Consider the following 26,528-nt stretch of genomic DNA (forward strand, 5'->3'; position numbering starts at 1 on the left):
CCGCCCTTCATCTGGATGTTATTTTGCTTCGACCTGCTGAACGTCAATGCGACGAGCTTCGTCGAGGATGCTGGCTTTGGCACGAATACGGGCTTCAAGCTGGCTAATCATATCGTCGTTATCCAGACGGTCTTTACGCACGCCGTCTTCGTACAGGCCGCTTTTCTTATTGCCGCCGGTCACGCCGAGCGTGGAAACCAGTGCTTCGCCTGGACCATTCACGACACAACCGATAATGGACACATCCATTGGCGTGATAATGTCTTCCAGACGCTGCTCCAGTGCGTTAACCGTACCGATCACATCAAATTCCTGACGTGAACAGGTTGGGCAAGCGATGAAGTTGATCCCGCGCGCGCGGATGCGCAACGACTTGAGAATGTCGAAACCGACTTTGATCTCTTCAATAGGATCCGCAGCCAACGAGATACGCAGCGTATCGCCGATCCCTTCTGACAGCAGTAAACCCAAACCGATCGCAGATTTCACTGCGCCAGCACGAGCACCACCCGCTTCGGTGATCCCCAGATGCAGAGGCTGATCGATTTGCTTCGCCAGAAGGCGGTAAGATTCCACAGCGAGGAACACATCAGACGCTTTCACGCTGATTTTGAATTGATCGAAGTTCAGACGATCCAGATGATCCACATGACGCATGGCAGATTCGAGCAGCGCCTGAGGCGTTGGCTCGCCATATTTTTCTTGCAGATCTTTTTCGAGCGATCCGGCGTTCACGCCGATGCGGATAGGAATATTTTTGTCGCGCGCGCAGTCAACAACCATGCGAATACGCTCTTCGTTGCCGATATTGCCCGGATTGATACGTAAACAGTCAACGCCGTATTCAGCCACTTTCAACGCAATGCGGTAGTCAAAGTGGATATCAGCCACCAGCGGGACAGTAACCTGCTGCTTGATGAGCTTGAAAGCTTCCGCCGCGTCCATCGTTGGAACGGAAACACGAACGATGTCGGCACCGACACGTTCAAGCGCTTTGATCTGGTTAACCGTTGCTTCCACATCGGTGGTGCGCGTGTTGGTCATGGACTGTACGGCGATAGGAGCTCCATCGCCAACAGGCACGTTCCCAACGTAAATACGCGTTGATTTTCTACGTTGAATTGGAGCCTGGTTATGCATGAAAAATCTCCCGCAGTACGCGTTTATTACTGAGCCTGAGCCGGCGATTGTTCGGCATTAAGGGTCAAACGTGCAACCTGGTTTGCTCTGATAAAACGGCTCAGATCAACCGGCTTACCCTGGAACTGGATCTGAACGGCCGCTGGTGCGCCAATTTTGAGTTTGTACGGAGCCTGGCCAGCTAGATTGAGCGTACCGTCTTTACGTTGCAACCCGCTGAACAACTTTTTGCCCGTAGAGTCGGTGACTTCCAGCCAGCAGTCAGCGTTGAAATTCATCACCAGCGCGCTAGCGTCTGCCGTTGCGCCAGCCTGATCGGTCGGCAGCGGATCTGCGGGGTTGACTGCTGGAGTTTCTGCGTTGGCTGCTGGAGCTGCCGTATTTGCTGTTGCGGCGTTGTCGACGTTTGCCTGAGAAGGCGGGACAACGGCATTGTTCTGCACATCCGGTGCAGGTGCTGTGGTTTCTGGTGCCGCCGTCTGAGCATTATCAGCCGTCGCATCTGGCGCCTGAGTTTGCGTACCGCTGGTGTCCAGCGGTACATTTTGACCGCTGTTGCTGTCGTTCGCATTCAGCTCAGCGCTGGATTGATCGGCCATGGTGGTGATCTCTTCCTGCTGGGCCTTGTGGTTCTGCCACCACCACGCGCCCGTCAGGCCAATCACCACAAACAGCACCAGCCAGGTGAAGCTCATTAACCAACCGTCACGTTTTTTGCGACGTTTGCCCAGAGACATATTCTGCCCCATGGTCACTTTCGCGGCGTGCGCTGGCATCTCTTTTGCCATCATCGGCAGCAGTTCTTCTTCAGGAATATGGACAAAACGGGCGTAGGAACGGATATAGCCTCGCAGGAACGTTGAAGCAAGCTCGGCGGGTGCCTTGTCGTCCTCAATGTCACGCACGGTGGAAACCTTCAGGCATAAGCGTTCGGCGACAGCTTGCTGGCTGAGTCCGAGTTGTTCACGGGCATTACGCAGACGCGTACCCGTAGTTTGTGCTGCTTGTTGATCTTGAGTGGCTTCAGTATTCATTCGCTACAGTTGCTGGTACGTAAATTTAAGGTTCTGGTGCGGGGTGAACCTGCACCGCGAAACATCTGATTGCCCGTCATCAGACAGGCAGTATAAAAACGCATGGCTAACCTGTTGTTGCCCGCTACATACTGCCTCAATCCTTGCAGAAACGCACCGTAATTATTAACTGGATCAGTGCGTTTCGGTTATTCCTTAAACATTTCAGTCCCTGCGCACAAAAACGTGCATTAGAGACTATTTATCAGACCGCTTTAACGTCGATCGGTTCACCCTGCATGCGTTTGCGCATCGTACGCTTAGTTCGATCGATAACATCGCCTGCCAGCTGACCACACGCGGCATCGATATCATCACCACGCGTTTTACGCACGATAGTGGTGAAACCATAGCCCATCAACACTTTGGAGAAACGGTCGATTCGGCTGTTAGAACTGCGACCATATGGCGCCCCTGGGAACGGGTTCCATGGAATCAGGTTTATCTTGCAAGGCGTGTCTTTCAGCAGCTCAGCCAACTGATGAGCGTGCTCGGTGCCATCGTTGACGTGATCCAGCATAACGTACTCAATGGTGACACGGCCCTGATTAGCGTTAGATTTTTCCAGATAACGGCGAACCGCGGCGAGGAACGTTTCGATATTGTACTTCTTATTAATCGGTACGATTTCGTTACGAATTCCATCGTTCGGCGCGTGCAGGGAAATGGCCAGCGCGACGTCAATCATATCACCCAGTTTATCCAGCGCAGGAACCACGCCTGAAGTAGACAGGGTTACACGGCGCTTGGACAGGCCGAATCCGAAATCATCGAGCATGATTTCCATCGCTGGCACGACGTTGGTCAGGTTGAGCAGCGGCTCACCCATGCCCATCATCACCACGTTGGTGATGGGACGCACGCCCGTTTTCTTCTGCGCGCCGATAATTTTCGCCGCACGCCAGACCTGGCCGATAATTTCTGAAACGCGCAGGTTACGGTTAAAGCCCTGCTGCGCCGTGGAACAGAATTTACACTCCAGCGCACAACCCACCTGTGAAGAGACGCACAATGTGGCGCGATCGTCTTCCGGGATGTACACGGTTTCAACGCGCTGATCGCCTACGGCAATCGCCCATTTGATGGTGCCATCAGAAGAACGCTGCTCTTCCACGACTTCCGGAGCGCGGATTTCAGCCAGTTCTTTGAGTTTGGTGCGCAGGACTTTGTTGATGTCAGTCATCTCATCAAAGTCGTCACAGCAGTAGTGATACAACCACTTCATCACCTGATCGGCGCGGAAAGGCTTCTCGCCTAAGTTCTGGAAAAACTCACGCATCTGCTGACGGTTTAAATCCAGCAGGTTAATTTTTCCGTTTTTTTCAGGAATGGCAGGCGTGACGACTTCAGTGGTGTTAACTAAATCAGACATAATGTTTTCCGGCCTCGTTGTTACACGTTATGGCCCCTGGAGGGTTGAAAAAGAAACGCCCCGGTGAGCGGTTTGCTCGTCCGGGGGCGTGACATTGTACAAATTCTGGCGCACGGATGCCACGTTTGCACGCGACATCAGTGAAATAAAGTGTAATACCCGATTAACGGGTACGAGCGCACACTTCGCCTTCACCGAAGAAGTAGGCGATTTCACGTTTTGCAGACTCAACGGAGTCAGAGCCGTGGGTGCCGTTCTCGGTGAAGCTGTCAGCGTAGTCTGCACGCAGGGTGCCAGCCAGCGCGTTCGCCGGGTTGGTTGCGCCCAGCAGGTCACGGTGACGCTGCACAGCATTTTCGCTTTCCAGCACGGACACCACGATTGGGCCAGAAGTCATGAACTCAACCAGACCATCGAAGAAGGGCTTACCGTCGTGTTCAGCGTAAAAGCCACGAGCCTGCTCAACGGTCAGGTGCAGCATTTTGGTACCGACAATCTTGAACCCTGCTGCTTCAAAGCGCGCAAAGATGTTGCCAATAACGTTTTTTGCCACCGCGTTCGGCTTAATGATGGAAAAAGTACGTTCAATAGCCATGATAACCTCTAAATATTGTGTTGTTGTGCATACGGACGTATGACCTGGCGCGCATTATAATGAGCAATAATCCTGCTGCCTATGGCTTAAGGTAACATTTTTTTAAAATAAGACGACTTTGAGCAACACTCACGACCAAGGCGCAAGAATCCTCTTATTGCAGGCTGAAACTCGCCGTCGCCGTTTGTCCCGCCTCGTCCATCACCACCAACTGATACTCTCCGGCATGGTCAAGCACCAGCGTGGCAGTATTCCCTGCCGACTCCAGTGGTTCACCGTTGAAATACCACCAGCGCCGCCCTTCTCCCCCGCTCGTTTGTAATGCCAGTGAAGCTTGCTTTGCCCCCGGAAGGCGCTTGATCACCATGCCATCACGCACGCCCGACAGCGTCAGGGGGATCAAATCCTGCTGATGTAATGGCGGGCAGGTTTTAGACGCCACAGGTAAACGCGCCGCACGACGTTCGCCCACAGGCAGCCACGGTTCCAGCGGGAGCGGCCAGACATCCAGGTTTTGCTGCTGTGCGCCCGGACAGTCCGCCGCCACGCGTTCGCCTTGCTGATTCAACCAGACGGGGAAACGAATCCCTCGCAAGCCTTCCTGCCCCGGCAACAGCAACGTCGGCGGCTGGCTGTTGTCCAGCAACCAGGTGGATAACCGGCGACGGCAGTTGGTGTCCCCGGCATCAAGTGACTGCCCGCTTGGCCAGCAAACAGTGCCAGCACTCACCGAAGCCGGACGAGGATCGACAGGCAGACCATTTTTAACCGAAGCGCTACGCGAGAGCAGCATATTGCTGACCTGGTTTAGCAGCGGCACGGCGCTGATAAAGCCGAATTGCCCGACAACAGGCGTTCCGTCCGGGCGGCCTGTCCAGATACCAATCACATAACGAGCATTGATCCCCATCGCCCACGCGTCGCGATAGCCGTAGCTGGTGCCCGTTTTCCAGGCCAAAGGAACGACCGACGGCAGAGAGCCATCCGGTAGCGGCTGATCTTCCCCGGCCAGAATGCGGCGGATGATCCACGCCGATCCCGGTGAAAGCAGCAGGCGTTCGATCAGCGGATCGCCCTCTAACATGCGCAACCGTCCGGCCTGCCCATGACGTGCGAAGGCGCTGTAGGCGGCGGTGATATCAGCCAGCCTCGCCCCTGCACCGCCCAGGATCAGCGAAAGATTTGGCTCCGCGCCGTTAGGTAAGATGAGAGGCAGACCAGCGTTTCGTAAACGGGCGGCAAATTGCTTTGGCCCATAAGCCTCCAGCACTTGTACCGCAGGAAGATTCAGCGATCGCACCAGCGCATCACTCATGCTGACTGGCCCGTGGAAGCCGCTGTCAAAATTGCCGGGCCGGTAATCACTGAAGCGCCTCGGCACATCCTGAAGCAAAGAGGCCGGATGAATGAGCCCGTCATCCATTGCCAGGCCGTAGATAAACGGTTTTAGCACCGATCCCGGCGAACGAATGGCGCTAACCATATCAACGTGCCCGAAGCGGCTGTCGTCATTGATATCGACCGACCCCACCCAGCCACGCACTTTCATATTGGTATGATCGACGACGATCATCGCCAGCGAACTGCGTGGCGGCAAACGTGATTTCCAGTTCAGTGCCAGTTCTTCCAGCTGACGCTGCAATGACGCATCCAGCGTGGTGACGACTTTCTCATTGCGGCTACTGGCAAGCACGCGTCGGGAAAAAAGCGGTGCCAGTTGGGGCATTTGCCTTGGGAACAGCCAGACAGGTTCCTGCCGAGCCTCTTTCACCACCTGCGCGGACCACACTTTTTGCGTGAGCATACGTTGCAGAACTTTGTCACGCGCTGCCTGAGCACGTTCAGGCCAGCGATCCGGGCGCAAACGACTGGGTGCCTGAGGCAGCACAGCGAGCAACGCAGCCTCAGAGTAACTCAGCTGTTGCGGGGGTTTTCCAAGATAGGCCCAGCTTGCGGCGCCAATCCCCTGAAGCGTGCCGCCAAAAGGCGCACGATTAAGGTAAAGCGTCAGGATCTGCCGTTTATCAAGATGCCACTCAAGTTGGAAGGCACGCCAGAGCTGGCGGATTTTGCCCCCAAGCGTTCGTGAATGAGGATCGAGCAGACGCGCAACCTGCATCGTGAGCGTGCTGCCACCGGAGATAACTCGTCCTGCACGAAGATCCTGCCATGCAGCACGCAGCACCGAGAATGGATTTACACCGGGATGATCCCAGAACCAGCGATCTTCATACTGGATCAACGCCTGTAAATAACGCGGCGAGACATCTTCGATGGTGACTGGATAGCGCCAGATCCCTTCTGCATCAGCGAAGCGCCACAGCGGTGTACCGTCTTCTGCCACCACCACTCGCGCGGGTGCGACTTCTTTCAACGGCAACGGCCAGATCCTGTCTGCCAGCCAGACGGCCAGACACAGTGAAATGAAAAATCCCGCCAGCCACCGCCAACGGGATTTTTTGAGCAGGGTTAATCGCATCTTACGGAACGATGATCAGCGGCCCGTCTGCTGTTCCGGTTGCCCGCCATTGTGGAACGTACATCGATTCCACCTGCGACACAGGAACATCATAGGTGCCCGGCGTGACGGCACGCGCAAGGTACACCAACGTGACAGGCTGCCCCTGATTCACCGCCACCGCCGCAACAAACCGATCGTCACGGAATTCGATATGCTGAATATCGGCCTGCTGCATCTGGTTCAGCAAGTTCTGCACTTCCGCCCCGTTGTCCTGCAGGCTGGCACTGCTGTTCGCCAGATTCTGGTTTTCCAGCTCCAGCCCGGCAGGCAGCAGATCAACCACCAGCGCATCCGGCACATTCTGGTTGGCTTTGATTTGCAGCTGCACCAGCACCAGATCGCCGCTACGCAGGGAAGAGAGCGACTTCAACTGCCCCTCCGTGCCAAAGAACTGACGTTCAATCTGCAGCACATTGCTGGAAGGCTGTGGGGCATATTCCGGGTAACCGCTGCTGTCCAGACGCAGCCACAGTGGCTGAGTTCCGGTGTTTTTCACGCTGAGCGAAGTCAGTTGATCGGCGGTCAGGTTACGCGACAGCGCTTTATCACCGCTCAGGGCTTCCGGCTGCAGCGACGTTTGTGCCTGCCAGTTGCCCGGCAAGTCCTGCAAGCCTTTCGCCGCCAGGAACAGCGCGTTCATTTCCTGAGTCGACAACCAGCGCTCGCCGAACGCCTGCTGAGACAGGGTGTTGAGCAACGTGTTCTGTGCCTCTGGCAGCAGCTTGTTCTCTTCCAGCAGACTCAGCATCAGCGCATTGTCGCGCAGCACGCTGCCGTAATCCGCCATCCAGCGAGTGTTATCCTGTCTTGGGGTTTTCAGCCCTTGCTGGATAGCCAGTTCGCCGCGTGGCGCATCGCCCATCGCTTTCAACGCCAGGCCCAGTTGCACTAACGGCAAGCCTGCTTTGGCCTGAGCATTACGCTCCCAGATTTCGCGCAGTGCACCCAATGGCGCTTTTTGCTGACGAGCCAACACCAGTGCCGCATAAGACTGCACCGCGAAGCGGCTTGCCTGTGAATCATCGGTGTAGCGAATGGTCATCAGGCCCGGTTCCTGCAGATAACGCAGCAGACGGTTATTACCTTTGGTAAGGGCATCCGCTGGGACGCTGTAGCCTTGTTCGCTGGCGCGAGTGAGGAAATCCATCACATACGCCGTCAGCCAGTACTCTTCCGCGCCTTCCTTATCCCACAACGCAAAACCGCCGTCGTCACGCTGCATTTGCAACAGGCGAGAGATACCGATATCAACGGCAGCACGACGTTTATCGTCGCTGTCTCCGGCAATGCCCAGCGCTTTGAGCTGCGCTGCATTGGTATAAAGCTGCGGGAACAGGCCACTGGTCGTTTGTTCCAGACAACCGTAAGGATAAGCTTTCAGTTCGCGAATATAGCGCCCCAGATTCAGTGGCGGCTTGCCGCTGAACAACAGTTGCCCTTCCAGCGTGGCTGGGGAGAATCCTTCAACGTGCGCGGCTGGCGCTGTCCAGCTTTCACCCGGTTGCAGGGCAATCCCGGTATTCACCGTTTGCGCCGGGAAGGCAGGACGCACACCAATTTTCCACTCTTTCTGCAATGGCGCGAAGGTTTCGCCCGGCAGCGTCAGGCCGGTGACGGTCGCCTGAACGGCACCTTCACCAAAACCATCACCCGCACTGACAGGAATAAACAGCGTCATGCGAGCGCCAGGCTCAAGCTTCATCGGCTGCGGCTGAGCACCCTGCAGTTGCAACAACCCGCTGGTCGTCAACTGGACATTCAGCGCCTGCGGTTGGTCCGTCAGGTTAGTGACATCCAGCGTCAGACGGCTGTTGTCGCCACTCGCCATAAAGCGTGGCGTGTTGAGTTCTGCAATCACTGGCGCGGCAACAACTACTTTACTGTCGCTGCTGCCGAAATCCTCTGCGGTCCAGGCTTGAGCCATCACGCGCAGTTCGCCGTTGAAATCACCAATCGGCAGCGTAACGGTGCCTTCACCTTTGTCGTCCAGTGTGACAGGCTGAGCCTGCTGGGCAACAATCGTCACGTGATTGACCGGCGGTTTGCCGCCACGTTTCAGTTCATCACCATCGCCACCAAATTTCAGGCTGGCAAGACGGCCCTGACCTTCAATCACCTGGCCGTAAATATCATAGATATCTGCGCCATAGCGTTTCTGTCCAAAGAAGGCATTCCACGGATCGGGCGTCGCATAATCCGTAATATTCAGCACACCGCTGTCCACCGCGGAGACCAGCACGTTCACCTGTTTTGGCAAAGCACCGTCTTTCACGCTGGCTTTGATTTTCACCGTTAATGGCTGATTCGGACGCATCTTCTGCGGCGTATCAAGGGCCACATTCAGGCGGCGATTTTCATCCCCAAGCGGCAGATGCAGTAAGCCAACAGCACGTTTCGGCGTGGCAGATTTTGATTTATCGCCAGGGCGAATCACCAGCGTGCTGAGATAGAGGTCGTGGCGGTTCCACTTCTGATCGACCGGAATCGACAGATCCATGCCTTGTTCAGGCACGTCAATTTCCTGCCACCACAGCGGGCCTTCACTGGATTCCACCATCGCATAGCCTTTCCCTGCGGCAGGTGCCGAGATATGCAGCTTAATGGTGTCACCTGCGGTGTAGGCTGGTTTGTCGAGTTTCATGGTCACACGATCAGGACGCGCCGCCCCGGTGCCATCACTGTTATCCTGCCAGCTGTAGCCCGCCCAGAAGCGAACGCTGCTGACGGTTTCATCTGGCGCTTTTACTTCCAGGCGGTATGAGCCCCACTCTACCGGGAAGCTGACTTTGCCCGTTTCATCGGCTTTCAAATCCAGAGTTTGCTCGCCTTCGACCAGATCCTTTTGATCATACTGTGACTGCCAGCCTTCGCTGTCAGACCAGTTCCACGAGTAGTCACGGCGTTCGCGAATCAGGCGAACCTGCAAGCCTGATACGGCTTTTTTCTCGCCCTGAGCGTTGGCGTAAACAATGTCGAAAGCCGCATTGCTGTCTTCATCGACAATGGGCTGATTGGTGGTGCTGTCGGTGCGATAGTCATACACCGCTTTGCTGGCAAATTCAGGGCGAATCCCCGCCAACGCTTCAGCAGGCCAGATCGCCTGTTCAGCACGACGCGTCACAGGACGGCCGCCAGACTCAAGCAGGCTTGCCTGCAAGATAACCTGTAAAGGCGAGTGCGTTTCCTGCCACTGGCTTTCGGTCGTGACTTCACCGCGCCCTTTATCATCCAGCTTCATCTGCACTTCATCGAGCGTGCGGGACAGGTTTTCTTCGGCGATATCGCCAAACTGGTAGCCCGGCAGTGCAGCAACGGCTTCACGCAGCGGGCGCAGGAAAAGTTTGCCCTGCAAGGCATTGCCGTTGGCTGGTGCGCCATACAGGTAATAGCCCGTCACGCCGAACTTCACTTCGTCCGACGAGTCGATGGGCGCTTTTTCAGGTGTCAGATTTAAGGCCATGCGCTCGGGCATGAAATCTTCTACGTGGAAATCCCACTCGCGTTTCTGGTTGTCACCGGCACTGGCGCGGACATGCCACATGCCTGTCGCCGCGCTGGCATCCAGTTTCCAGTTGAACTGATACAGGCCATTCACCGCTTTACTCATCACGGTGCGAACCACCTGCCCGTCCGGCTGAACCACTTCCAGCTTCACGGGTTGATCCGCCAGCGGTTTGCCATCGCTGTCGCGCAGCAGCCCGTTCACAATCACGGTTTCACCAGGGCGATAGAGGTCGCGCGGGCCGAACATAAAGAACTGCTTGCTGTACCCCGGCGCACCGGCGATATCAAACTCCGACAGATCCAGCGCCGGGAGCTTCAAATCCAGCAGTGTGGTTTGCCCGTCTTTGCGTGCCAGCAGCAGCGCGGCTTCCTTGTCGGTTTGCAAGGTGACATGGCCTTTACCATCGCTGTTGGCCTGAGCCAGCGTCTGGCCTTTGTCATTCAGCAACTGCACGTCGATGCCGCTTTGCGCCGCGCCGTTTTCCAGACTCTGGGTGAAGATATCGAGGCGGTTATGATAACGGTGTACGGACACGCCAATATCGCTGAGGGTAAACAGCGTGGCGGCATTGCTGTAGGTGTAATGCCCGGCCTGATTCATCACCGCCACGTACACCCCCGCCTGCTGCAACGGCTTGATGTCGCTTAAAGGCAGCAGAAGTTTTTCGCGGGTATTGCGTTCAGGATTCAGGTCAAAACGGCCGGTGTACACCAGATCGGCCATTTTCAGCAGCTCATCGGACTCCCAGTTGCTGAGCGAGCTGCGGTATTCCCACTGGCTGACAAAAGCGGCCAGTGATTCAGGTTTGATACGGAAGAAGTTAACGTCAACGTTATTGACGTTAAGCGCCATCACTGGCAGCCCGGCCACCACTTTGCCCGGCAGCAACGAGCCACGGCTGGCGAAACCGACGCTTGGCGCGATATCACGCGTCTCGATGGCTTTTTCGTAAGTCTTGTCAAAGCTGGCTTTATTCACCGCCACCAGATCAGGATCAACGGTCAGCACCAGATTGCGCTTCGGCTCAAGGTGGCGCATGCGCAGTTCTTTGAGATTCGGGGCCAGTTCCCAGGCACCGTCCACCTTGCCGCTTTTTTTATCGACCAGATGCACCCGGCTGGAAAAATCCTGCACCGGGTCAAGGGGAATGGAGAAAGTCAGGACCAGCGTCGCGGCGCCGTCAAGCTGCACTTCAGATGCATCAATCAAGGTAAGTGCTTTGCCCTGGCTTTGTGCAGCGAGCTTTTCGAGCGCGGCGGCATCAGGCTTAGCGGAAATCGCCTTAGGCTGGGTGTCCGACGTTGATGCAGCAGGTTTTGCGACCTGCGGCGTGTCCTTATCATCACAACCACTTAGCGACACGGCGGTGAGCAGCGCGAGCGACAGCGCAGCGATTCGATACGGTTTCATCCATTAACCTCTGGCCCGAAAGCCTCAAATTTTCGTCAACACAGTATTATGCGGAATTAACACTTTTACCAACAGCAAAAAAATTCTGATAAATGCAGTATTTGGGAAAATCGCGGATCCTTTCGCCCACCGCCTCGCCGCCTGCTGATAGTCCGATCACAGCGCAGAAGGTTACCTGTTACCTTCCGCGTCATTTGTTTTTAAAACAATCAGATAAATAGATTTACCTGCCTCACGCCTGCTAACGTTATCCCTCAGACGCACCCTGAGTGCGCGGTTCACCTAAGAGAGAACGTGATGAAACGAGCCGTGAACGCCCTACAAAACTTCGGAAAGTCATTATACGGACCGGTGCTTATCTTACCGATTGTCGGTCTGTTTATCGCCCTCGGGAACGTGCTGGGTAACGGCAGTCTCGCCGGGTATCTGCCCTTTCTGGCGAACCCACTGGTGCAAAACCTTGGTCAGTTGATCGCCAAATCTGCCGTTTCGGTGCTGGTGAATCTGGCATTAGTGTTTGCGGTTGGCATCCCGATTGGGCTGGCGGCACGCGATAAGGGCTACGCGGCGCTGATTGGGCTGGTGACTTTTGTGGTGTTTATCAATGCCATGAATGTCACCCTTCAGCTTCAGGGGCAACTCGCTCCGGTCGAACAGATGAAAGCCGCTGGACAAAGTATGGTGCTGGGCGTGCAGGTACTGGAGATGGGCGTCTTCGCTGGGATCCTGACGGGCGCGCTGTCCGGTTATCTGTACAACAAATATTCCGGCGTACAGTTTAACGGGGCGATGGCCGTCTATTCCGGGCACTGCTTTGTTGCCATCGTAATGCTGCCGGTTGCCATGCTGCTTGGCGTGCTCATGAGCGAGCTGTGGCCCTTTGCTCAACACGGCATCAGCGCCGTGGCGCTGGGCATCAAAGGCTCCGGGGCGGTTGGCGTGCTGGTTTATGGTTTCCTTGAGCGCATTCTGGTGCCCACCGGCCTGCATCATCTGGTTTATACACCGTTCCTTTATACCGAGTTGGGCGGCACGAAGGAGGTCTGCGGCTCGCTGTATCAGGGGGCGCGCAATATCTATTTCGCTGAGATTGCCTGCCCACAGGTGAAACAACTGAGCAGCACTGTGGTGTGGGATGCCCGCGGGATCAGCAAAATGTTTGGCCTGCCCGCCGCAGCGCTGGCGATGTACGTCACGGCCAAACCCGAGCGCAAGGCCGCAGCCAAAGCGATCCTCATTCCTGCGGCACTGACGTCGCTACTGGTGGGCGTCACCGAGCCCATCGAGTTTTCCTTCCTGTTTGTCGCCCCGCTGCTGTTCGTGGTGCATGCAGTGCTGACCGGCATCGGCATGATGCTGTTCTCACTGTTCGGCGTACATGCCATCGGCGCGAACGGCATCATCGATTTCATCCTCTATAACCTGCCGCTGGGCACCACGAAATCTAACTGGCCGCTGTATATCGTGGTCGGTACCATCATGTTCGCCCTCTACTTTGTTTTGTTCCGTTTCCTGATCCTGCGCTTCGACATGAAAACGCCGGGCCGCGAAGATGACGCCCAGCAAACCCGGCTCTACAGCAAACAGGACTATCAGGCCAAAGGCGGCCAGGACGGGGTGGGTGAAAGCATCATCAAGGGCCTCGGCGGCCGCGAAAATATTGAAGTGGTGGACAACTGCTACACCCGCCTGCGCGTCACGGTGAAAGATGTCGCCCTGATTGACGAACCGGGACTGAAGGCGACGGGTGCGAAAGGCATTATCAAGCAAGGCAACAACGTTCAGGTGGTCTACGGGCTGCACGTCAAAAAAATGCGAGAAGCCGTTGAGACGTTTCTCTGAAGGAGCAATACATGGTTAATCCTCCCTTTATTCTGTCTATTGCCGGGGGCGGCAGCACCTATACCCCAGGGATTGTCAAAAGCCTGATGGTACAGCTGGAAGCCTTCCCGCTGGCGGAAATTCGGCTGTATGACATTGATGCCGCGCGCCAGGATACGATTGCGCCGGTGGTTGAAAAGGTCATTCGCGATCACAGCCAGACGGTAAAATTCACCGTCACCAGCGACCCGGAAGTGGCGTTTAGCGGGGCACATTTTGTTTTCGCCCAGATGCGCGTCGGCCAGTATAAAATGCGCGAGCAGGATGAGAAGATCCCACTGCGTCACGGCGTTGTCGGTCAGGAAACATGTGGTCCGGGTGGGCTGGCGTATGGGCTGCGGACTATTATCCCGATGGTGGAGCTTATCGATTTGGTCAGCCGCTATGCCGATGAAAAAGCGTGGATCGTCAACTACTCCAACCCGGCGGCCATCGTGGCTGAAGGCGTGCGCCGTCTGCGTCCAAACGCCCGGGTCCTTAACATTTGCGATATGCCAGTGGCGGCAATGCGCAACATGGGGGCTGTCCTTGGCGTCGATCGTCACCGTCTGGAGGTGGACTATTTTGGGCTGAACCACTTCGGCTGGTTTACCCGGGTGCTGGTCGATGGCGAGGATAAACTGCCGGAATTGCGTCGCCACATCGCCCGCTTCGGCTTGCTGACCGAAGACGCGGCCAAAACTGATCCGCAGCATTCCGATCCGTCGTGGGTGAAAACCTGGCGCAACATCAAACCCATTATGGATAACTTCCCGGACTACTTGCCCAATCCGTACCTGCAATATTACCTGATGCCCAACCAGATTGTGGCACAGCAAAACCCGGACTATACCCGCGCCAACGAAGTGATGAACGGACGCGAGAAAAAACTGTTTGCCGCCGCGCAAGAGTACAAGCGCACCGGCATTCTGTCTGATGCCTTTCACGTCGGCGTCCACGGGGAGTTTATTGTCGATGTGGCCCGTTCACTGGCCTTCAACCTGCGCCAGCGCCATCTGGTGATGGTGGAAAACCGCGGGGCGATTACCAACCTGCCCTACGATGCCGTGGTGGAAGTCCCCGCCTATATCACTTCGGAAGGGCCGGAGCCGGTGCGTATCGGTCAGGTGCCCCTGTTCCACCAGACGTTGTTGCAACAGCAGCTCGCCTCTGAGCAACTGCTGGTTGAGGCTACCCTTGAAGGGAGCTATGAAAAAGCGTTGCAGGCTTTTACCCTCAACCGCACCGTGCCGACGATGGAGCATGCCAAAGCCATCCTCGATGAGATGATTGCCGCCAATCATGACTACTGGCCGGAGCTGCAAAAAGCCTGGCAGGATGGCGAAGCGGTGAAAAAATAAGGGGTTGCTCGCGAGTTGAACGTGGTTTGCTTGTCGGTATCGGAGAAAACACCGACAATCCATGACAGGAAAAGAAAAATGGAGGCAACCCATGTCCACCTCATATTTTGTTGCAGCCGACTGGCTGATTGAACACCGTAACGACCCGCAAATCCAGGTCATCGACGCGCGAATGGCTCCGGCAGGCCAGGAAAACCTGCGTGATATGGCCGCCGAATACCGCGCCGGGCACCTGCCTGGGGCGGTCTTTTTTGATATCGAAGCCCTGTCGGACCACACTACCCCGCTGCCGCACATGCTGCCGCGCCCGGAAGCCTTTGCGGTCGCGATGCGTGAGCTGGGCGTCAGTCGCGATAAGCACCTGGTCATCTACGACGAAGGCAACCTTTTTTCCGCCCCGCGCGCGTGGTGGATGCTAAAAAACTTCGGCGTTGAACAGGTCTCGATTCTCGCGGGTGGCCTGGCAGGCTGGAAACGCGATGAGCTGCCACTTCAGCAGGGCGGTGTCTCTCTGCCGGAAGGGGATTTTGAGGCCACCTTCGATGCCAGCGTGGTGAAGCGGCTGACCGACGTGCTGCTGGCCAGCCATGAAAAAACGGCCCAAATCGTCGATGCTCGTCCAGCCCCGCGCTTTAACGGCCAGGCGGATGAACCGCGTCCCGGCCTGAAGCGCGGCCACATTCCCGGCGCGTTAAATGTACCGTGGGGCGATTTGGTCTTTGAGGGCGAACTGAAAACCACCGATGAGCTGCAGGCCATTTTTGAGCGTCAGGGCGTGGACCTCAACCAGCCGATTATCACCAGTTGCGGCTCCGGCGTGACGGCGTGCGTGGTTATCCTGGCGCTGGCGACGCTGGGCGTCACTGGCATAACCCTGTACGACGGAGCCTGGAGCGAATGGGGCGCAAGGGAAGATTTACCGATTGACCCAGCGCAATAATGGATAACCGTCTGGCAACGCTGTTAACGCGCGGGGATTCCCTGACCCGCGCGGAATATCGCGTATTAGCTCACCTCACCCAGCATCCTTTGCTGGTCGGCAACATCACGGTGCGCGAGCTGGCGCAGGCGACGTTCGTCTCCACCGCCACTATTATGCGCCTGTGTCAGAAGCTAGGATTCAGTGGCTTTAGCGAATTTATCTGGCACAGCAAACAGCTGCTTGCCGACACTCCGCACATTGCCTCCCAGGCCGAAAGCCGGCCGCAGCTGCCAGCGCTGTTTAATCAGTTTATCGCCAATTATCAGCAGACATTTCAGTGGGCGACACCAGAGAAGCGTCAGCAGTTTTCGGCCTTATTACGCCACAATGAGAGCTTTTTTCTGTACGGTGCCGGGTTTTCCTATCTGTTCGCCGAATACCTGACCAAGAAATTGCAGGTGCTGGGAAAAACGGCCTTTATCTCAGGGCCGGGCGACAGCCGTAATATCTTTCTCAGCAACGCCGCCCGTTATCAGGTTTTTATCGCGGTATCGCGCAGCGGTGAAACGGAACAGGTCCTGGATAAAGCAAGGATTGCCGGAAACATCGGCATGACGGTGGTGGCCTTCACCCGCGCCTCGGCTAACACCCTGGCGGGGATGGCGGATCTGCATTTTGCTTTGTATGACGAAGCGGTACATTACGCCGCCGAAGCCGCAGGCGTCACGTCGTTTGAGTCGAATCTGGTGCTACTGATGGATTTGTTGCTGCTGGAAGCTACGGGGTGAGACAAAATAAACAGTAAAGCCTTCTCCAGGAGAAGGCTGAGAGTGATGACAAACCTCTAACGAATGAGATTTACCATAGGGCACCGAATAAAAAACAAGGAAAATCAATTTATTGATTTTCGGCTGATAACCACAAAGAAGGAAAAACCACGCTTTTTCCTTCTTTGTCAGCAGTCTGAGCCTTCTCCAGGAGAAGGCTTTGAATGTGAACGCCCTCTCCACGTGGGAGAGGGCATCAGACCGCACTCAAATAATCCGGTTCTGCTTAAAATCGCGCAGGAAGCTGCCCCAGCGGCGTTCATAGAACGGGGTGATGTGCGCCAGCATAAAGTGGCTGATACCCTTCTCGCCCTCAACAACCTGACAAATATCAATCGGCTCGTCGCCCGGCAACGTATCGGTCGCCACGCTGCCTGTCGTCTGAATAATCGCCTCGATATCGCCGTCTGCTTCAATCCCAATTAGCAGGTTTGGCTGCTCGTCGGCGCTCTCTTTGATGGAGCACAGAAAAGCACGTTTGACCGTTTTCAGGGATTTGAACAGCGTGGTCAGCGAATCGACCATTTGCGCAGGCGGTTCCGCCACTTCAGACAGCAGCAATGAAGCGCCGCCTTCCAGTACCGTTTGCGTGCTGAGCGGGTTGCCTTCTTCACCAATCAGATGGCTGATTTCACGCGGAGTGAACTCTTTCCCGGTCGGCAGTTTGGCATTCAGAAACAGCGCTTCGCCGAGCGTCATTTCAAACAACGTGCGCACCGGCATAACCACAAATGCCTGTTCGACATCTACAGCCTGCTGCATCGCTTCCAGTGAAGAGAAGAAAGGGATAACCGTGGTGCCGTCATCTTTCTCCCAGTGCTGCAAATCCAGCGCGCTGTCTTCAACAACCTGCTCGCCTTCCGCCGCCGTGCCTGGTACCCAGACGGTGGCTTCAAGCAGTGCGCGGAAGAAAGCCGGACGGTGCGCGGGTTCAGTCGCTGCCTGTTCCAGTAAAGTTTCGAGTTCGTTTTTTTGTTCGGACATAGTTTCACTACTTCAAAATCGCCCGGCGGCGCAGCGCTTGCACGGGCCTACAGGTTTTGTAAGCCGGGTAAGCGCAGCGCTTGCACGGGCCTACAGGTTTTGTAGGCCGGGTAAGCGCAGCGCCACCCGGCAAGACAATTATTCAGCGGTCAACAGATTGGCAATGGTACGTACACCCAGACCGGTCGCACCGGCCGCCCACTGCTCAACGGCAGATTTGCGGTAGGTTGCAGAGCAGTCGATGTGCAGCCAGCCTTCGTGATAGTTCTCAACGAAGTGCGACAGGAAACCTGCTGCGGTGCTGGCACCCGCCGGGTAAGCGGCGCTGGCGGTGTTGTTGAGCTCAGCAAAGTTAGACGGCAGCTGGTTGCGATGGAACTCCGCCAGCGGCAGACGCCAGAACGGTTCGTTTTCCGCCGCAGCGCTCGCCATCAGGCGGGCAGCCAGTTTGTCGTCAAAGCTGAACAGCGCGTGGTAATCGTTACCCAGCGCCGTTTTCGCCGCACCAGTCAGGGTGGCAGCATCGATAATCAGCTCTGGTTTCTGCGCACAGGCGTCAATCAGGCCATCGGCCAGTACCAGACGGCCTTCAGCGTCAGTGTTCATCACCTCAACGTTTTTGCCGTTGCGATAGCGGATGATGTCGCCCAGCTTGAACGCATTGCCGCTAACCATGTTGTCTGCACAGCACAGATACAGCTTCACACGCTTGTTCAGACCGCGAGTGATAGCGAAAGCCAGTGCACCAGTCACCAGCGCCGCGCCGCCCATGTCGGACTTCATGGAGTCCATGAACGCGCTCTGCTTGATGCTGTAACCGCCGGAATCGAAGGTGATCCCTTTGCCCACGAGGCACGCGTAAACCGGCGCATTGTCATCGCCAGTTGGGTTGTAATCCAGCGCCAGCAGCACAGGAGGACGCTCAGAGCCACGGCCCACGGTGTGGATGCCCATGTAGTTTTGCTCGCGCAGGTCTTCGCCTTTGGTGATGCGATAATGCACATTGTCACAGCCAAAGCGGCACAGTAAATCAACGGCACGCGCGGCAAGCTGCTCCGGGCCCAGTTCTTCTGCCGGAGCATTGATGGTGTCGCGAACCCAGTCGATGATCGCCAGACGGTTTTTCAGCTCGTCGTCCTGGTTCGCCCACTCGACGTTACGGGTGCCTTTCGGCCCCTTGTAGCCAGCCCAAAACGCCCAGCTACGGTCGGTGTCCCAGCCTTCGCCGGTCAGGGAGACATTCTTGATGCCCATGCCGTCGATTTTACGGGCAGCGCGCTGGATCAGGCCCAGATCGTCTTTGCCGTTCAGATGCAGGGTAATGCCGTCGTTGTTAATGCTGTAGCTGGCTTTCTCACCCCAGCGCGCGTCGGCTGGCTGAGTGGAGAGCGTAATCTTCATCGCTTCGGTCATTGTCTTTATCCTTATTGAGCAAACGGGCCGCCTGAGGCAGCCCGTTTCGCGAAAATCATTCTGCTTCGTCTAACCAGACTAACAGAATCGCCTCGAGAATTTTTTCATTGGATGCGTTGGGATCATCCTCAAAATCTTCCAGCTCGCAAATCCACTGATGCATATCTGTGAAGCGAACCGTTTTTGGATCGGTGTCGGGCCAGGCATCGTATAATGCTTCGCCGATTTCACGGCTGTCAGTCCATTTCAGGGCCATATTAGTGCTCACGTGCGTGGTTGATGGTGTAACGCGGCATCTCAACGACCAGGTCTTCATCGGTGACGCGAGCCTGGCAGCTTAAGCGGCTTTCCGGCTCCAGACCCCAGGCTTTGTCGAGCATGTCATCTTCGTCTTCGGTGCTTTCAGGCAGCGAGTCAAACCCTTCACGTATGATGCAGTGACAGGTGGTGCAGGCGCAGGATTTCTCACAAGCGTGCTCAATCTCAATGCCGTTGCGCAGCGCAACGTCAAGGATGGTTTCACCGCGTTCAGCTTCCAGAACTGCGCCATCCGGACAGAGATCCTGATGAGGCAAAAAAACAATCTTTGGCATATTAAACCTCGTCCACGGACTGGCCTTTCAACGCTTTACGGACCGACTGGTCCATGCGGCGAGCGGCAAATTCCTGGGTTTGTGTGTCGATATTTTTAATGGCTTCTTTTATGGCTTCGGCATCACTGCCCTCGGCCGCGGTCTGCAGAGCGACCACGCCGTCATCAATCGCCTGACGCTCTTGCGCGCTCAGCAGAGCGGCATCCGCGGCCAGGGCGCTGTTCAGGCTTTCCAGCACGCGCGCGGCTTCTACTTTCTGTTCTGCCAGCATGCGCGCCTGCACGTCCTGTTCGGCGTAACTCATCGAGTCTTTAATCATCGACGCGATCTCGTTGTCGCTCAGGCCGTAAGACGGTTTCACCTGGATGGACGCTTCCACACCGGTGGATTTCTCCATCGCCGTGACGCTCAACAGGCCGTCAGCATCCACCTGGAAGGTGACGCGAATGTGTGCTCCGCCCGCAGGCAGCGCCGGAATACCGCGCAGCGCGAAACGCGCCAGTGAACGGCAATCCTGAACCAGCTCGCGCTCGCCTTGCATCACGTGGATGGACATCGCGGTCTGGCCGTCTTTGAAGGTGGTGAACTCCTGAGCACGCGCCACCGGAATGGTGGTGTTACGTGGGATGACTTTCTCCACCAGGCCGCCCATCGTTTCAAGACCAAGCGACAGCGGGATCACATCCAGCAGCAGCATTTCGCTGTCCGGCTTGTTGCCAACCAGAATGTCTGCCTGAATGGCCGCACCGATAGCGACCACTTTATCTGGGTCGATGGAAGTCAGCGGCGTGCGGCCAAAGAACTCGCCTACTCGCTCACGCACCAGTGGCACACGAGTGGAGCCGCCAACCATCACCACATCTTTCACTTCTTCGGCTTCGACGCCAGCGTCTTTGAGTGCGCGACGGCAAGCCAGCAGCGTGCGTTTTACCAGCGCCGCGATCAGCTCGTTGAACTGTTCGCGAGTAATCTCGCCCTGCCAGCCAGCGACGTTTACGCTCACGCGATCTGCATCGCTAAGCGCAATTTTGGCCGCAATCGCCGCGTCCAATAGCTCGCGCTGCAGGCGGTTGTCGGAACGATCCGCAATGCCTGCTTGCTCACGAATGAAATCCGCCAGCAGATGGTCGAAATCGTCACCGCCGAGTGCAGAATCACCGCCGGTCGCCAGCACTTCAAACACTCCACGGCTGAGGCGCAGAATCGAAATATCAAAGGTGCCGCCGCCAAGATCGTACACGGCAATCACGCCTTCCTGCCCGGAATCCAGGCCGTAGGCAATCGCTGCCGCCGTCGGTTCGTTGAGCAGACGTAAGACGTGCAGGCCCGCCAGACGCGCTGCGTCTTTGGTGCCCTGACGCTGTGCATCATCAAAGTACGCGGGAACGGTGATCACCACGCCATCCAGAGAGCCTTCAAGGGCTTCTGTTGCGCGGGCTGCCAGCGCTTTGAGGATATCGGCGGAGATACGAATAGGGTTCAGCACACCGCTTGCGGTAGCCAGCATCGGCAAGCCGTTTTCGCTGGCCTGTAGCTGATAAGGCAAATGCGGGTAACGTGCCTGGACATCGGCAAGGGAACGGCCCATCAGGCGTTTGACTGAGCTGATGGTATTCACAGGATCAAGTGCGGCGTTGGCGCGCGCATCAAAGCCCACGTCATACCCTTGTGCCTGATAGTGCACAACGGAAGGCAGAAGATGACGCCCCTGATGGTCAGCCAGCGTTTCTGCCTGGCCGCTTCGCACGGTCGCCACCAGTGAGTTGGTGGTGCCTAAGTCAATGCCCGCCGCCAGTCGACGCTGGTGCGGCGCAGCACTCATCCCAGGCTCGCTAATTTGTAATAAGGCCATGTTGAGCTTCCAGAATCAAAAATCGAGCAGCTTTTCTTCGAGTTGTTCTGCTGAGCTGCGCAGTTTATCGAGAAAACGCAGTTTACGCACGGTATCTGCCGCCGCGTCCCACGTTTCATTATCGAGTTCCGCTACCATCTGCTGATGGCGCGTATCGAACATGCCTTTCACGCGTTTCATGAAAGCTTCCAGCTTGTCGCTGTCTTTGGCGCGATCAATCTCATCCAGCTCTTCACGCAGTTCAAGCTGTTCCATCAAAAAGGCTGTGTCGCGAACCGTGTGCTGTTCACTCGCCAAATCGAAACCCTGCAGGGAAAGCAGATATTCCGCGCGAGTCAGCGGATTACGCAGCGTCTGCCAGGCCTGATTAATGGTCGCAGACTGCTGAACCGCAGCAAGCTGATCGGCAGAGGAGTGGCTGGCAAATTTGTCCGGATGATTCTCGCGCTGAAGATCCTGAAAGCGCGTCGCAAGCTGCTGGCTATCGAGGTGATAAGAAGCAGGCAGACCGAAGAGAGTGAAGTAATCCATAGCTATCTCTGAAAAAGCAAACCCCACAGGCAGCCAGGCTACCGTGGGGTTATCTTACGCGTGTTTAAACGTGGAAGCTTTCGCCACAACCACACTCGTCTTTCACGTTCGGGTTGGTGAATTTAAACCCTTCGTTCAGGCCTTCTTTGACGAAGTCCAGTTCGGTGCCGTTGAGGAATTGCAGGCTTTTGCCATCGACCACTACCTTCACGCCTTTGTCTTCAAACACGGTGTCTTCCGCGTTCGGTGCATCGACAAATTCCAGCACGTAGGCCATACCAGAGCAACCGGAAGTCCGCACGCCCAGGCGCAGACCGAAGCCTTTGCCACGGTTGGCCAGGAAGGAGCTTACTCGCGCGGCAGCGCTGTCGCTAAGGGTAATCGACATAACAACCTCAATTATTTTGCTTCACGTTTGCTTTTGTAATCCGCAATGGCGGCTTTGATCGCGTCTTCTGCCAGGATGGAGCAGTGGATTTTCACCGGCGGCAGTTCGAGTTCTTCTGCAATATCGGTGTTTTTAATCGCCTGAGCTTCGTCCAGGGATTTGCCTTTCACCCACTCGGTCACGAGAGAGCTGGAGGCAATCGCAGAACCGCAGCCATAGGTCTTGAAGCGCGCGTCTTCAATGATACCTTCATTGTTGACTTTGATCTGCAACTTCATCACATCGCCGCAGGCTGGTGCACCGACCATGCCGCTGCCGACGCTGTCGTCGCTGTTGTCAAAAGACCCGACGTTGCGCGGATTCTCGTAATGATCGATAACTTTTTCGCTGTAAGCCATGATGAATTCTCCTTATTGGGTACCGATTAGTGATGCGACCATTCGATGGTGTTCAGATCCACGCCCTGCTTGAACATTTCCCACAGCGGAGAAAGGTCACGCAGACGACCGATAGATTTCTGTACCAGAGCGATGGTGTAGTCGATCTCTTCTTCGGTAGTAAAACGACCTAAAGAGAAACGGATGGAGCTGTGTGCCAGCTCGTCAGTCATGCCCAGTGCACGCAGCACGTAGGATGGCTCAAGGCTTGCAGACGTACAGGCAGAACCGGAAGAAACGGCCAGGTCTTTCAGCGCCATGATCAGCGACTCGCCTTCAACGTAGTTAAAGCTGACGTTGAGGATGTTCGGTGCGCCCTGCTCGAGATCGCCGTTCAGATACACTTCTTCCATATCTTTCACGCCTTCCCACAGACGGTTACGCAGCTTGCGCAGGCGTGCCATCTCGGTGTCCATCTCTTCTTTGGCGATGCGGTAAGCTTCGCCCATGCCCACGATCTGGTGGACAGGCAGTGTGCCGGAACGCATGCCACGCTCGTGACCGCCGCCATGCATCTGTGCTTCGATACGAATACGCGGTTTACGACGCACGTACAGCGCACCAATACCTTTCGGGCCATAGATTTTGTGGCCAGAGAAGGACATCAGGTCCACTTTCAGCTGGCTCAGGTCGATAGGCAGTTTGCCCACGCTCTGGGTCGCATCAACGTGATAGATGATGCCGCGCGCACGGCACAGTTCGCCGATAGTCGCGATATCCTGCACCACGCCGATTTCGTTGTTCACGTGCATGATGGACACGAGGATGGTGTCGTCACGCATCGCCGCTTCGAGCTCTTTCAGGTCGATGATGCCGTTGCTCTGAGGGGCGAGGTAGGTCACTTCAAACCCTTCACGCTCCAGCTGACGACAGGTGTCGAGCACCGCTTTGTGCTCGGTTTTGCAGGTGATGATGTGCTTGCCTTTTTTCTGATAGAAGTTGGCCGCACCTTTGATCGCCAGGTTGTCAGATTCAGTCGCACCAGAGGTAAAGACGATTTCACGCGGGTCAGCGCCCACCAGCTCTGCAATCTGATTGCGGGCGATATCTACCGCCTCTTCAGCATGCCAGCCAAAACGGTGTGAACGGGAAGCCGGGTTACCAAAGTTTCCGTCCAGGGTCAGGCACTGCATCATTTTCTCGGCAACACGCGGGTCCACCGGCGTGGTTGCGGAGTAGTCGAGATAAATCGGTAATTTCATTGCTCTTAAACTCCGTACATCGCTCTAATGCAAGGAATCAGGCTAAACGGCTGGATGTACGACCGTGTAAACGGGGCATGCTGCCCCGGCCTGATTCTGAAATCTTTTTATTACGCGCGTAATTTGACGTCGATCGCGTCTTTCGCGCGGGTATTGCGATGAGATTCGTGCGTGTGCTGACGGTCAGACACGTCCAGCACTTCCTGGTTATTCACCAGTTCACCCAGGGTGATGTTATTCAGGAAACCGGTGAGACGGTCGCTCAGATCGCGCCACAACGCGTGGGTCAGGCATTTATCGCCGCCCTGGCAGCCGCCTTTACCCTGGCAACGGGTGGCGTCGACGGATTCGTCTACTGCGCTGATCACTTCGCCAACGGCGATGCTACCGGCTTCTTTGCCCAGCAGGTAACCCCCGCCAGGACCACGAACGCTGGAAACCAGGCCATTTTTACGCAGGCGGGAGAACAACTGTTCCAGGTAGGAAAGTGAAATTCCCTGACGTTCAGAAATATCAGCCAACGGAACCGGGCCCGCTTCGGAGTTGAGCGCAACGTCCAGCATCGCGGTCACGGCATAACGCCCTTTAGATGTCAGTCTCATGTCTTACTTAACCTCAAACTCGCCCCTGCCCGGGGTTGTTATTAAAATGTGTGAATTGCATAGCAGGGCCAAGTCTGACATTCCCGACTAAAATGGTCAACTATTTACTTGACTGTTTTAGTCAGGTATTTAACGTTCCGTGCGCTCTTTATTTGCCCGGCGGCGCTTCGCTTGCGCGGGCCTACGTTTTTGTAGGCCGGGTTAGCGAAGCGCCACCCGGCGATACCGCATTACTTGTCTTTCTTTAACTGATCAATAGACGCCAACATGCCACGCAGGATGTTCAGCTCCTGGCTTTCCGGGCGTGCGCGAGTGAACATACGACGCAGCTTGTTCATCACCTGACCGGGATGGTTTTCACGAATAAAACCGGTCATCAGCAGCGTCTGCTCAAGGTGGCCGTAGAAACGCTCCAGGTCATCCACCAGCGGGTACGGTGTCTCTTCTTGTTCAACTTTCTCGCCTTTCTCTTCTGCCGCCAGCCACGCCATGCGTACTTCGTAGGCAATAACCTGCACCGCCATCGCGAGGTTCAGCGAGCTGTATTCCGGGTTCGCGGCTATCGCCACGTGGTAGTGACACTTCTGCAATTCGTCGTTGGTCAGGCCCACACGTTCGCGGCCAAACACCAGCGCGACGGGCGCATGTGCACCTTCACTCACGCTTTTCAGCCCACATTCACGCGGGTCGAGCATCGGCCATGGCAGCGTACGGGAACGTGCGCTGGTGCCGACAACAAGGCTACACCCAGCCAACGCTTCGTCGAGGGTATCGACAATGTGCGCATTGCCAATCACATCGCTGGCACCGGCGGCCAGGGCAATGGCCTGAGAGTCAGGTTTCACCAGCGGGTTCACCAGCCACAGATTCGTTAAGCCCATGGTTTTCATGGCGCGAGCGACAGAACCCATGTTGCCGGTGTGGGACGTTTCTACCAGTACGATTCGGATATTTTGCAGCATTGTCTTTCTTCGGCTAAAGATTATTCGCCGCATATTACCATAAAGCGAAGACAGAATCCGAATTCGCTGCTATTATATGCGCCGTTTTTCCCGTTCTTTAACATCCAGTGAGAGTGACCGATGCAACATCCTATGTTGACCATCGCCGTGCGCGCAGCGCGCAAGGCGGGTAATGTTATTGCCAAGCACTACGAGATGCCAGATTCCGTAGAAACCAGCCAGAAAGGCAGCAATGATTTCGTGACGAACGTCGATAAAGCCGCAGAAGCGATCATTATCGAAACGATTCGTAAGTCTTACCCGCAGCACACCATCATCACCGAAGAAAGCGGTGAGCATGTCGGCGAAGATCTGGATGTTCAATGGGTTATCGATCCACTGGATGGCACCACCAACTTCGTTAAACGCCTCCCACATTTCGCTGTTTCCATCGCCGTACGCATCAAAGGCCGTACAGAAGTGGCTGTGGTTTACGATCCGATGCGTAACGAACTGTTCACCTCTACCCGTGGTCAGGGCGCACAGCTGAACGGCTACCGTCTGCGCGGCAGCACGGCTCGCGACCTCGACGGTACCATTCTGGCAACCGGTTTCCCGTTCAAAGCCAAACAGCACGCACCAGCGTACATGAACATCCTCGGTAAACTCTTCACCGAATGCGCGGACTTCCGTCGCACCGGTTCTGCCGCACTGGATCTTTGCTACGTTGCCGCTGGCCGTGTTGACGGTTACTTCGAACTGGGCCTGAAGCCGTGGGATTTTGCAGCAGGTGAGTTGATTGCTCGTGAAGCCGGCGCCCTGGTCTGCGATTTCACTGGCGGTCACAACTTCCTGACCACTGGTAATATCGTCGCGGGCAACCCACGCGTCGTGAAATCGATGCTGGCTAGCATGCGTGATGAACTGAGCGAAGCGCTGAAGCGTTAATCGCTTTCCCCTCACCCCGGCCCTCTCCCCAAAGGGGCGAGGGGGAAAATC

22 protein-coding genes are annotated in these 26,528 nt (G+C 56.1%); 5 read left to right on the forward strand and 17 right to left on the reverse strand.

Annotated elements, in window-relative coordinates:
* Positions 1-18 precede the first annotated feature (18 nt).
* The 6 genes from ispG to ACLW56_RS06820 all read right to left on the reverse strand — a co-directional run bounded on the left by ispG (position 19) and on the right by ACLW56_RS06820 (position 11,616).
* Complete coding sequence (ispG, locus tag ACLW56_RS06795) at positions 19-1,140, reverse strand: flavodoxin-dependent (E)-4-hydroxy-3-methylbut-2-enyl-diphosphate synthase (RefSeq protein ID WP_330983033.1); 1,122 nt, start codon at positions 1,138-1,140, stop codon at positions 19-21.
* A gap of 26 nt (positions 1,141-1,166) precedes the next feature.
* Positions 1,167-2,174, reverse strand: coding sequence for a cytoskeleton protein RodZ (gene rodZ, locus ACLW56_RS06800; RefSeq protein ID WP_330983034.1), 1,008 nt, complete (start codon positions 2,172-2,174; stop codon positions 1,167-1,169).
* 244 nt (positions 2,175-2,418) lie between these two features.
* Positions 2,419-3,585 (reverse strand): bifunctional tRNA (adenosine(37)-C2)-methyltransferase TrmG/ribosomal RNA large subunit methyltransferase RlmN, encoded by a 1,167-nt coding sequence (locus ACLW56_RS06805; protein WP_330983035.1) that lies wholly within the window; start codon positions 3,583-3,585, stop codon positions 2,419-2,421.
* Between the two features lie 163 nt (positions 3,586-3,748).
* Entirely contained in the window at positions 3,749-4,180 is a 432-nt protein-coding gene (gene ndk / locus ACLW56_RS06810) for a nucleoside-diphosphate kinase (RefSeq protein WP_330983036.1), read from the reverse strand.
* A gap of 154 nt (positions 4,181-4,334) precedes the next feature.
* Entirely contained in the window at positions 4,335-6,659 is a 2,325-nt protein-coding gene (gene pbpC / locus ACLW56_RS06815; protein WP_330983037.1) for a peptidoglycan glycosyltransferase PbpC, read from the reverse strand.
* A 1-nt stretch (position 6,660) separates the two neighbouring features.
* Positions 6,661-11,616 carry an alpha-2-macroglobulin gene (locus tag ACLW56_RS06820; RefSeq protein ID WP_330983038.1) on the reverse strand — a complete coding sequence of 1,652 codons (4,956 nt, stop codon included), beginning with the start codon at positions 11,614-11,616 and terminating at the stop codon, positions 6,661-6,663.
* A 297-nt stretch (positions 11,617-11,913) separates the two neighbouring features.
* On the opposite strand from ACLW56_RS06820, the gene ACLW56_RS06825 reads away from it, so the two are divergent.
* The 4 genes from ACLW56_RS06825 to ACLW56_RS06840 all read left to right on the forward strand — a co-directional run bounded on the left by ACLW56_RS06825 (position 11,914) and on the right by ACLW56_RS06840 (position 16,547).
* Complete coding sequence (locus tag ACLW56_RS06825) at positions 11,914-13,458, forward strand: PTS transporter subunit EIIC (protein WP_330983039.1); 1,545 nt, start codon at positions 11,914-11,916, stop codon at positions 13,456-13,458.
* Positions 13,459-13,469: 11 nt separating this feature from the next.
* A complete protein-coding gene (locus tag ACLW56_RS06830) occupies positions 13,470-14,837 on the forward strand; it encodes a 6-phospho-alpha-glucosidase (RefSeq protein WP_330983040.1) in 1,368 nt (455 codons plus the stop codon).
* Between the two features lie 91 nt (positions 14,838-14,928).
* On the forward strand, positions 14,929-15,777 hold the full coding sequence (sseA, locus tag ACLW56_RS06835; RefSeq protein WP_330983041.1) for a 3-mercaptopyruvate sulfurtransferase: 849 nt from the start codon (positions 14,929-14,931) through the stop codon (positions 15,775-15,777).
* Entirely contained in the window at positions 15,777-16,547 is a 771-nt protein-coding gene (locus ACLW56_RS06840; RefSeq protein ID WP_330983042.1) for a MurR/RpiR family transcriptional regulator, read from the forward strand. Before sseA ends, ACLW56_RS06840 begins: the two co-directional genes overlap by 1 nt.
* Before the next feature lie 246 nt (positions 16,548-16,793).
* On the opposite strand, the gene sseB is transcribed toward ACLW56_RS06840, so the two are convergent.
* From sseB to trmJ, 11 genes are all read right to left on the reverse strand, one after another.
* A complete protein-coding gene (sseB, locus tag ACLW56_RS06845) occupies positions 16,794-17,570 on the reverse strand; it encodes an enhanced serine sensitivity protein SseB (RefSeq protein WP_330983043.1) in 777 nt (258 codons plus the stop codon).
* 138 nt (positions 17,571-17,708) lie between these two features.
* On the reverse strand, positions 17,709-18,983 hold the full coding sequence (gene pepB, locus ACLW56_RS06850) for an aminopeptidase PepB (protein ID WP_330983044.1): 1,275 nt from the start codon (positions 18,981-18,983) through the stop codon (positions 17,709-17,711).
* Positions 18,984-19,038: 55 nt separating this feature from the next.
* A complete protein-coding gene (gene iscX, locus ACLW56_RS06855; RefSeq protein WP_330983045.1) occupies positions 19,039-19,239 on the reverse strand; it encodes a Fe-S cluster assembly protein IscX in 201 nt (66 codons plus the stop codon).
* A gap of 1 nt (position 19,240) precedes the next feature.
* Positions 19,241-19,576, reverse strand: coding sequence for an ISC system 2Fe-2S type ferredoxin (gene fdx, locus ACLW56_RS06860; RefSeq protein WP_330983046.1), 336 nt, complete (start codon positions 19,574-19,576; stop codon positions 19,241-19,243).
* Position 19,577: 1 nt separating this feature from the next.
* Entirely contained in the window at positions 19,578-21,428 is a 1,851-nt protein-coding gene (gene hscA, locus ACLW56_RS06865; protein WP_330983047.1) for a Fe-S protein assembly chaperone HscA, read from the reverse strand.
* A 15-nt stretch (positions 21,429-21,443) separates the two neighbouring features.
* Positions 21,444-21,959 carry a co-chaperone HscB gene (hscB, locus tag ACLW56_RS06870; protein WP_330983048.1) on the reverse strand — a complete coding sequence of 172 codons (516 nt, stop codon included), beginning with the start codon at positions 21,957-21,959 and terminating at the stop codon, positions 21,444-21,446.
* A gap of 64 nt (positions 21,960-22,023) precedes the next feature.
* Positions 22,024-22,347 carry an iron-sulfur cluster assembly protein IscA gene (gene iscA, locus ACLW56_RS06875; protein ID WP_330983049.1) on the reverse strand — a complete coding sequence of 108 codons (324 nt, stop codon included), beginning with the start codon at positions 22,345-22,347 and terminating at the stop codon, positions 22,024-22,026.
* A gap of 11 nt (positions 22,348-22,358) precedes the next feature.
* Positions 22,359-22,745, reverse strand: coding sequence for a Fe-S cluster assembly scaffold IscU (gene iscU, locus ACLW56_RS06880; RefSeq protein WP_015703172.1), 387 nt, complete (start codon positions 22,743-22,745; stop codon positions 22,359-22,361).
* A gap of 26 nt (positions 22,746-22,771) precedes the next feature.
* Positions 22,772-23,986 carry an IscS subfamily cysteine desulfurase gene (locus ACLW56_RS06885; protein WP_330983050.1) on the reverse strand — a complete coding sequence of 405 codons (1,215 nt, stop codon included), beginning with the start codon at positions 23,984-23,986 and terminating at the stop codon, positions 22,772-22,774.
* Between the two features lie 110 nt (positions 23,987-24,096).
* A complete protein-coding gene (gene iscR / locus ACLW56_RS06890; protein WP_330983051.1) occupies positions 24,097-24,588 on the reverse strand; it encodes a Fe-S cluster assembly transcriptional regulator IscR in 492 nt (163 codons plus the stop codon).
* 230 nt (positions 24,589-24,818) lie between these two features.
* Positions 24,819-25,550 (reverse strand): tRNA (cytosine(32)/uridine(32)-2'-O)-methyltransferase TrmJ, encoded by a 732-nt coding sequence (trmJ, locus tag ACLW56_RS06895; protein ID WP_330983052.1) that lies wholly within the window; start codon positions 25,548-25,550, stop codon positions 24,819-24,821.
* Between the two features lie 120 nt (positions 25,551-25,670).
* Here trmJ and suhB point away from each other — a divergent pair, with 120 nt between their 5' ends.
* Positions 25,671-26,477 (forward strand): inositol-1-monophosphatase, encoded by an 807-nt coding sequence (gene suhB / locus ACLW56_RS06900; RefSeq protein WP_330983053.1) that lies wholly within the window; start codon positions 25,671-25,673, stop codon positions 26,475-26,477.
* Positions 26,478-26,528: the final 51 nt, after the last annotated feature.

Origin of the sequence: Pantoea sp. sgz302252, from assembly GCF_047713085.1 — a bacterium.
Taxonomy (GTDB): domain Bacteria; phylum Pseudomonadota; class Gammaproteobacteria; order Enterobacterales; family Enterobacteriaceae; genus Scandinavium.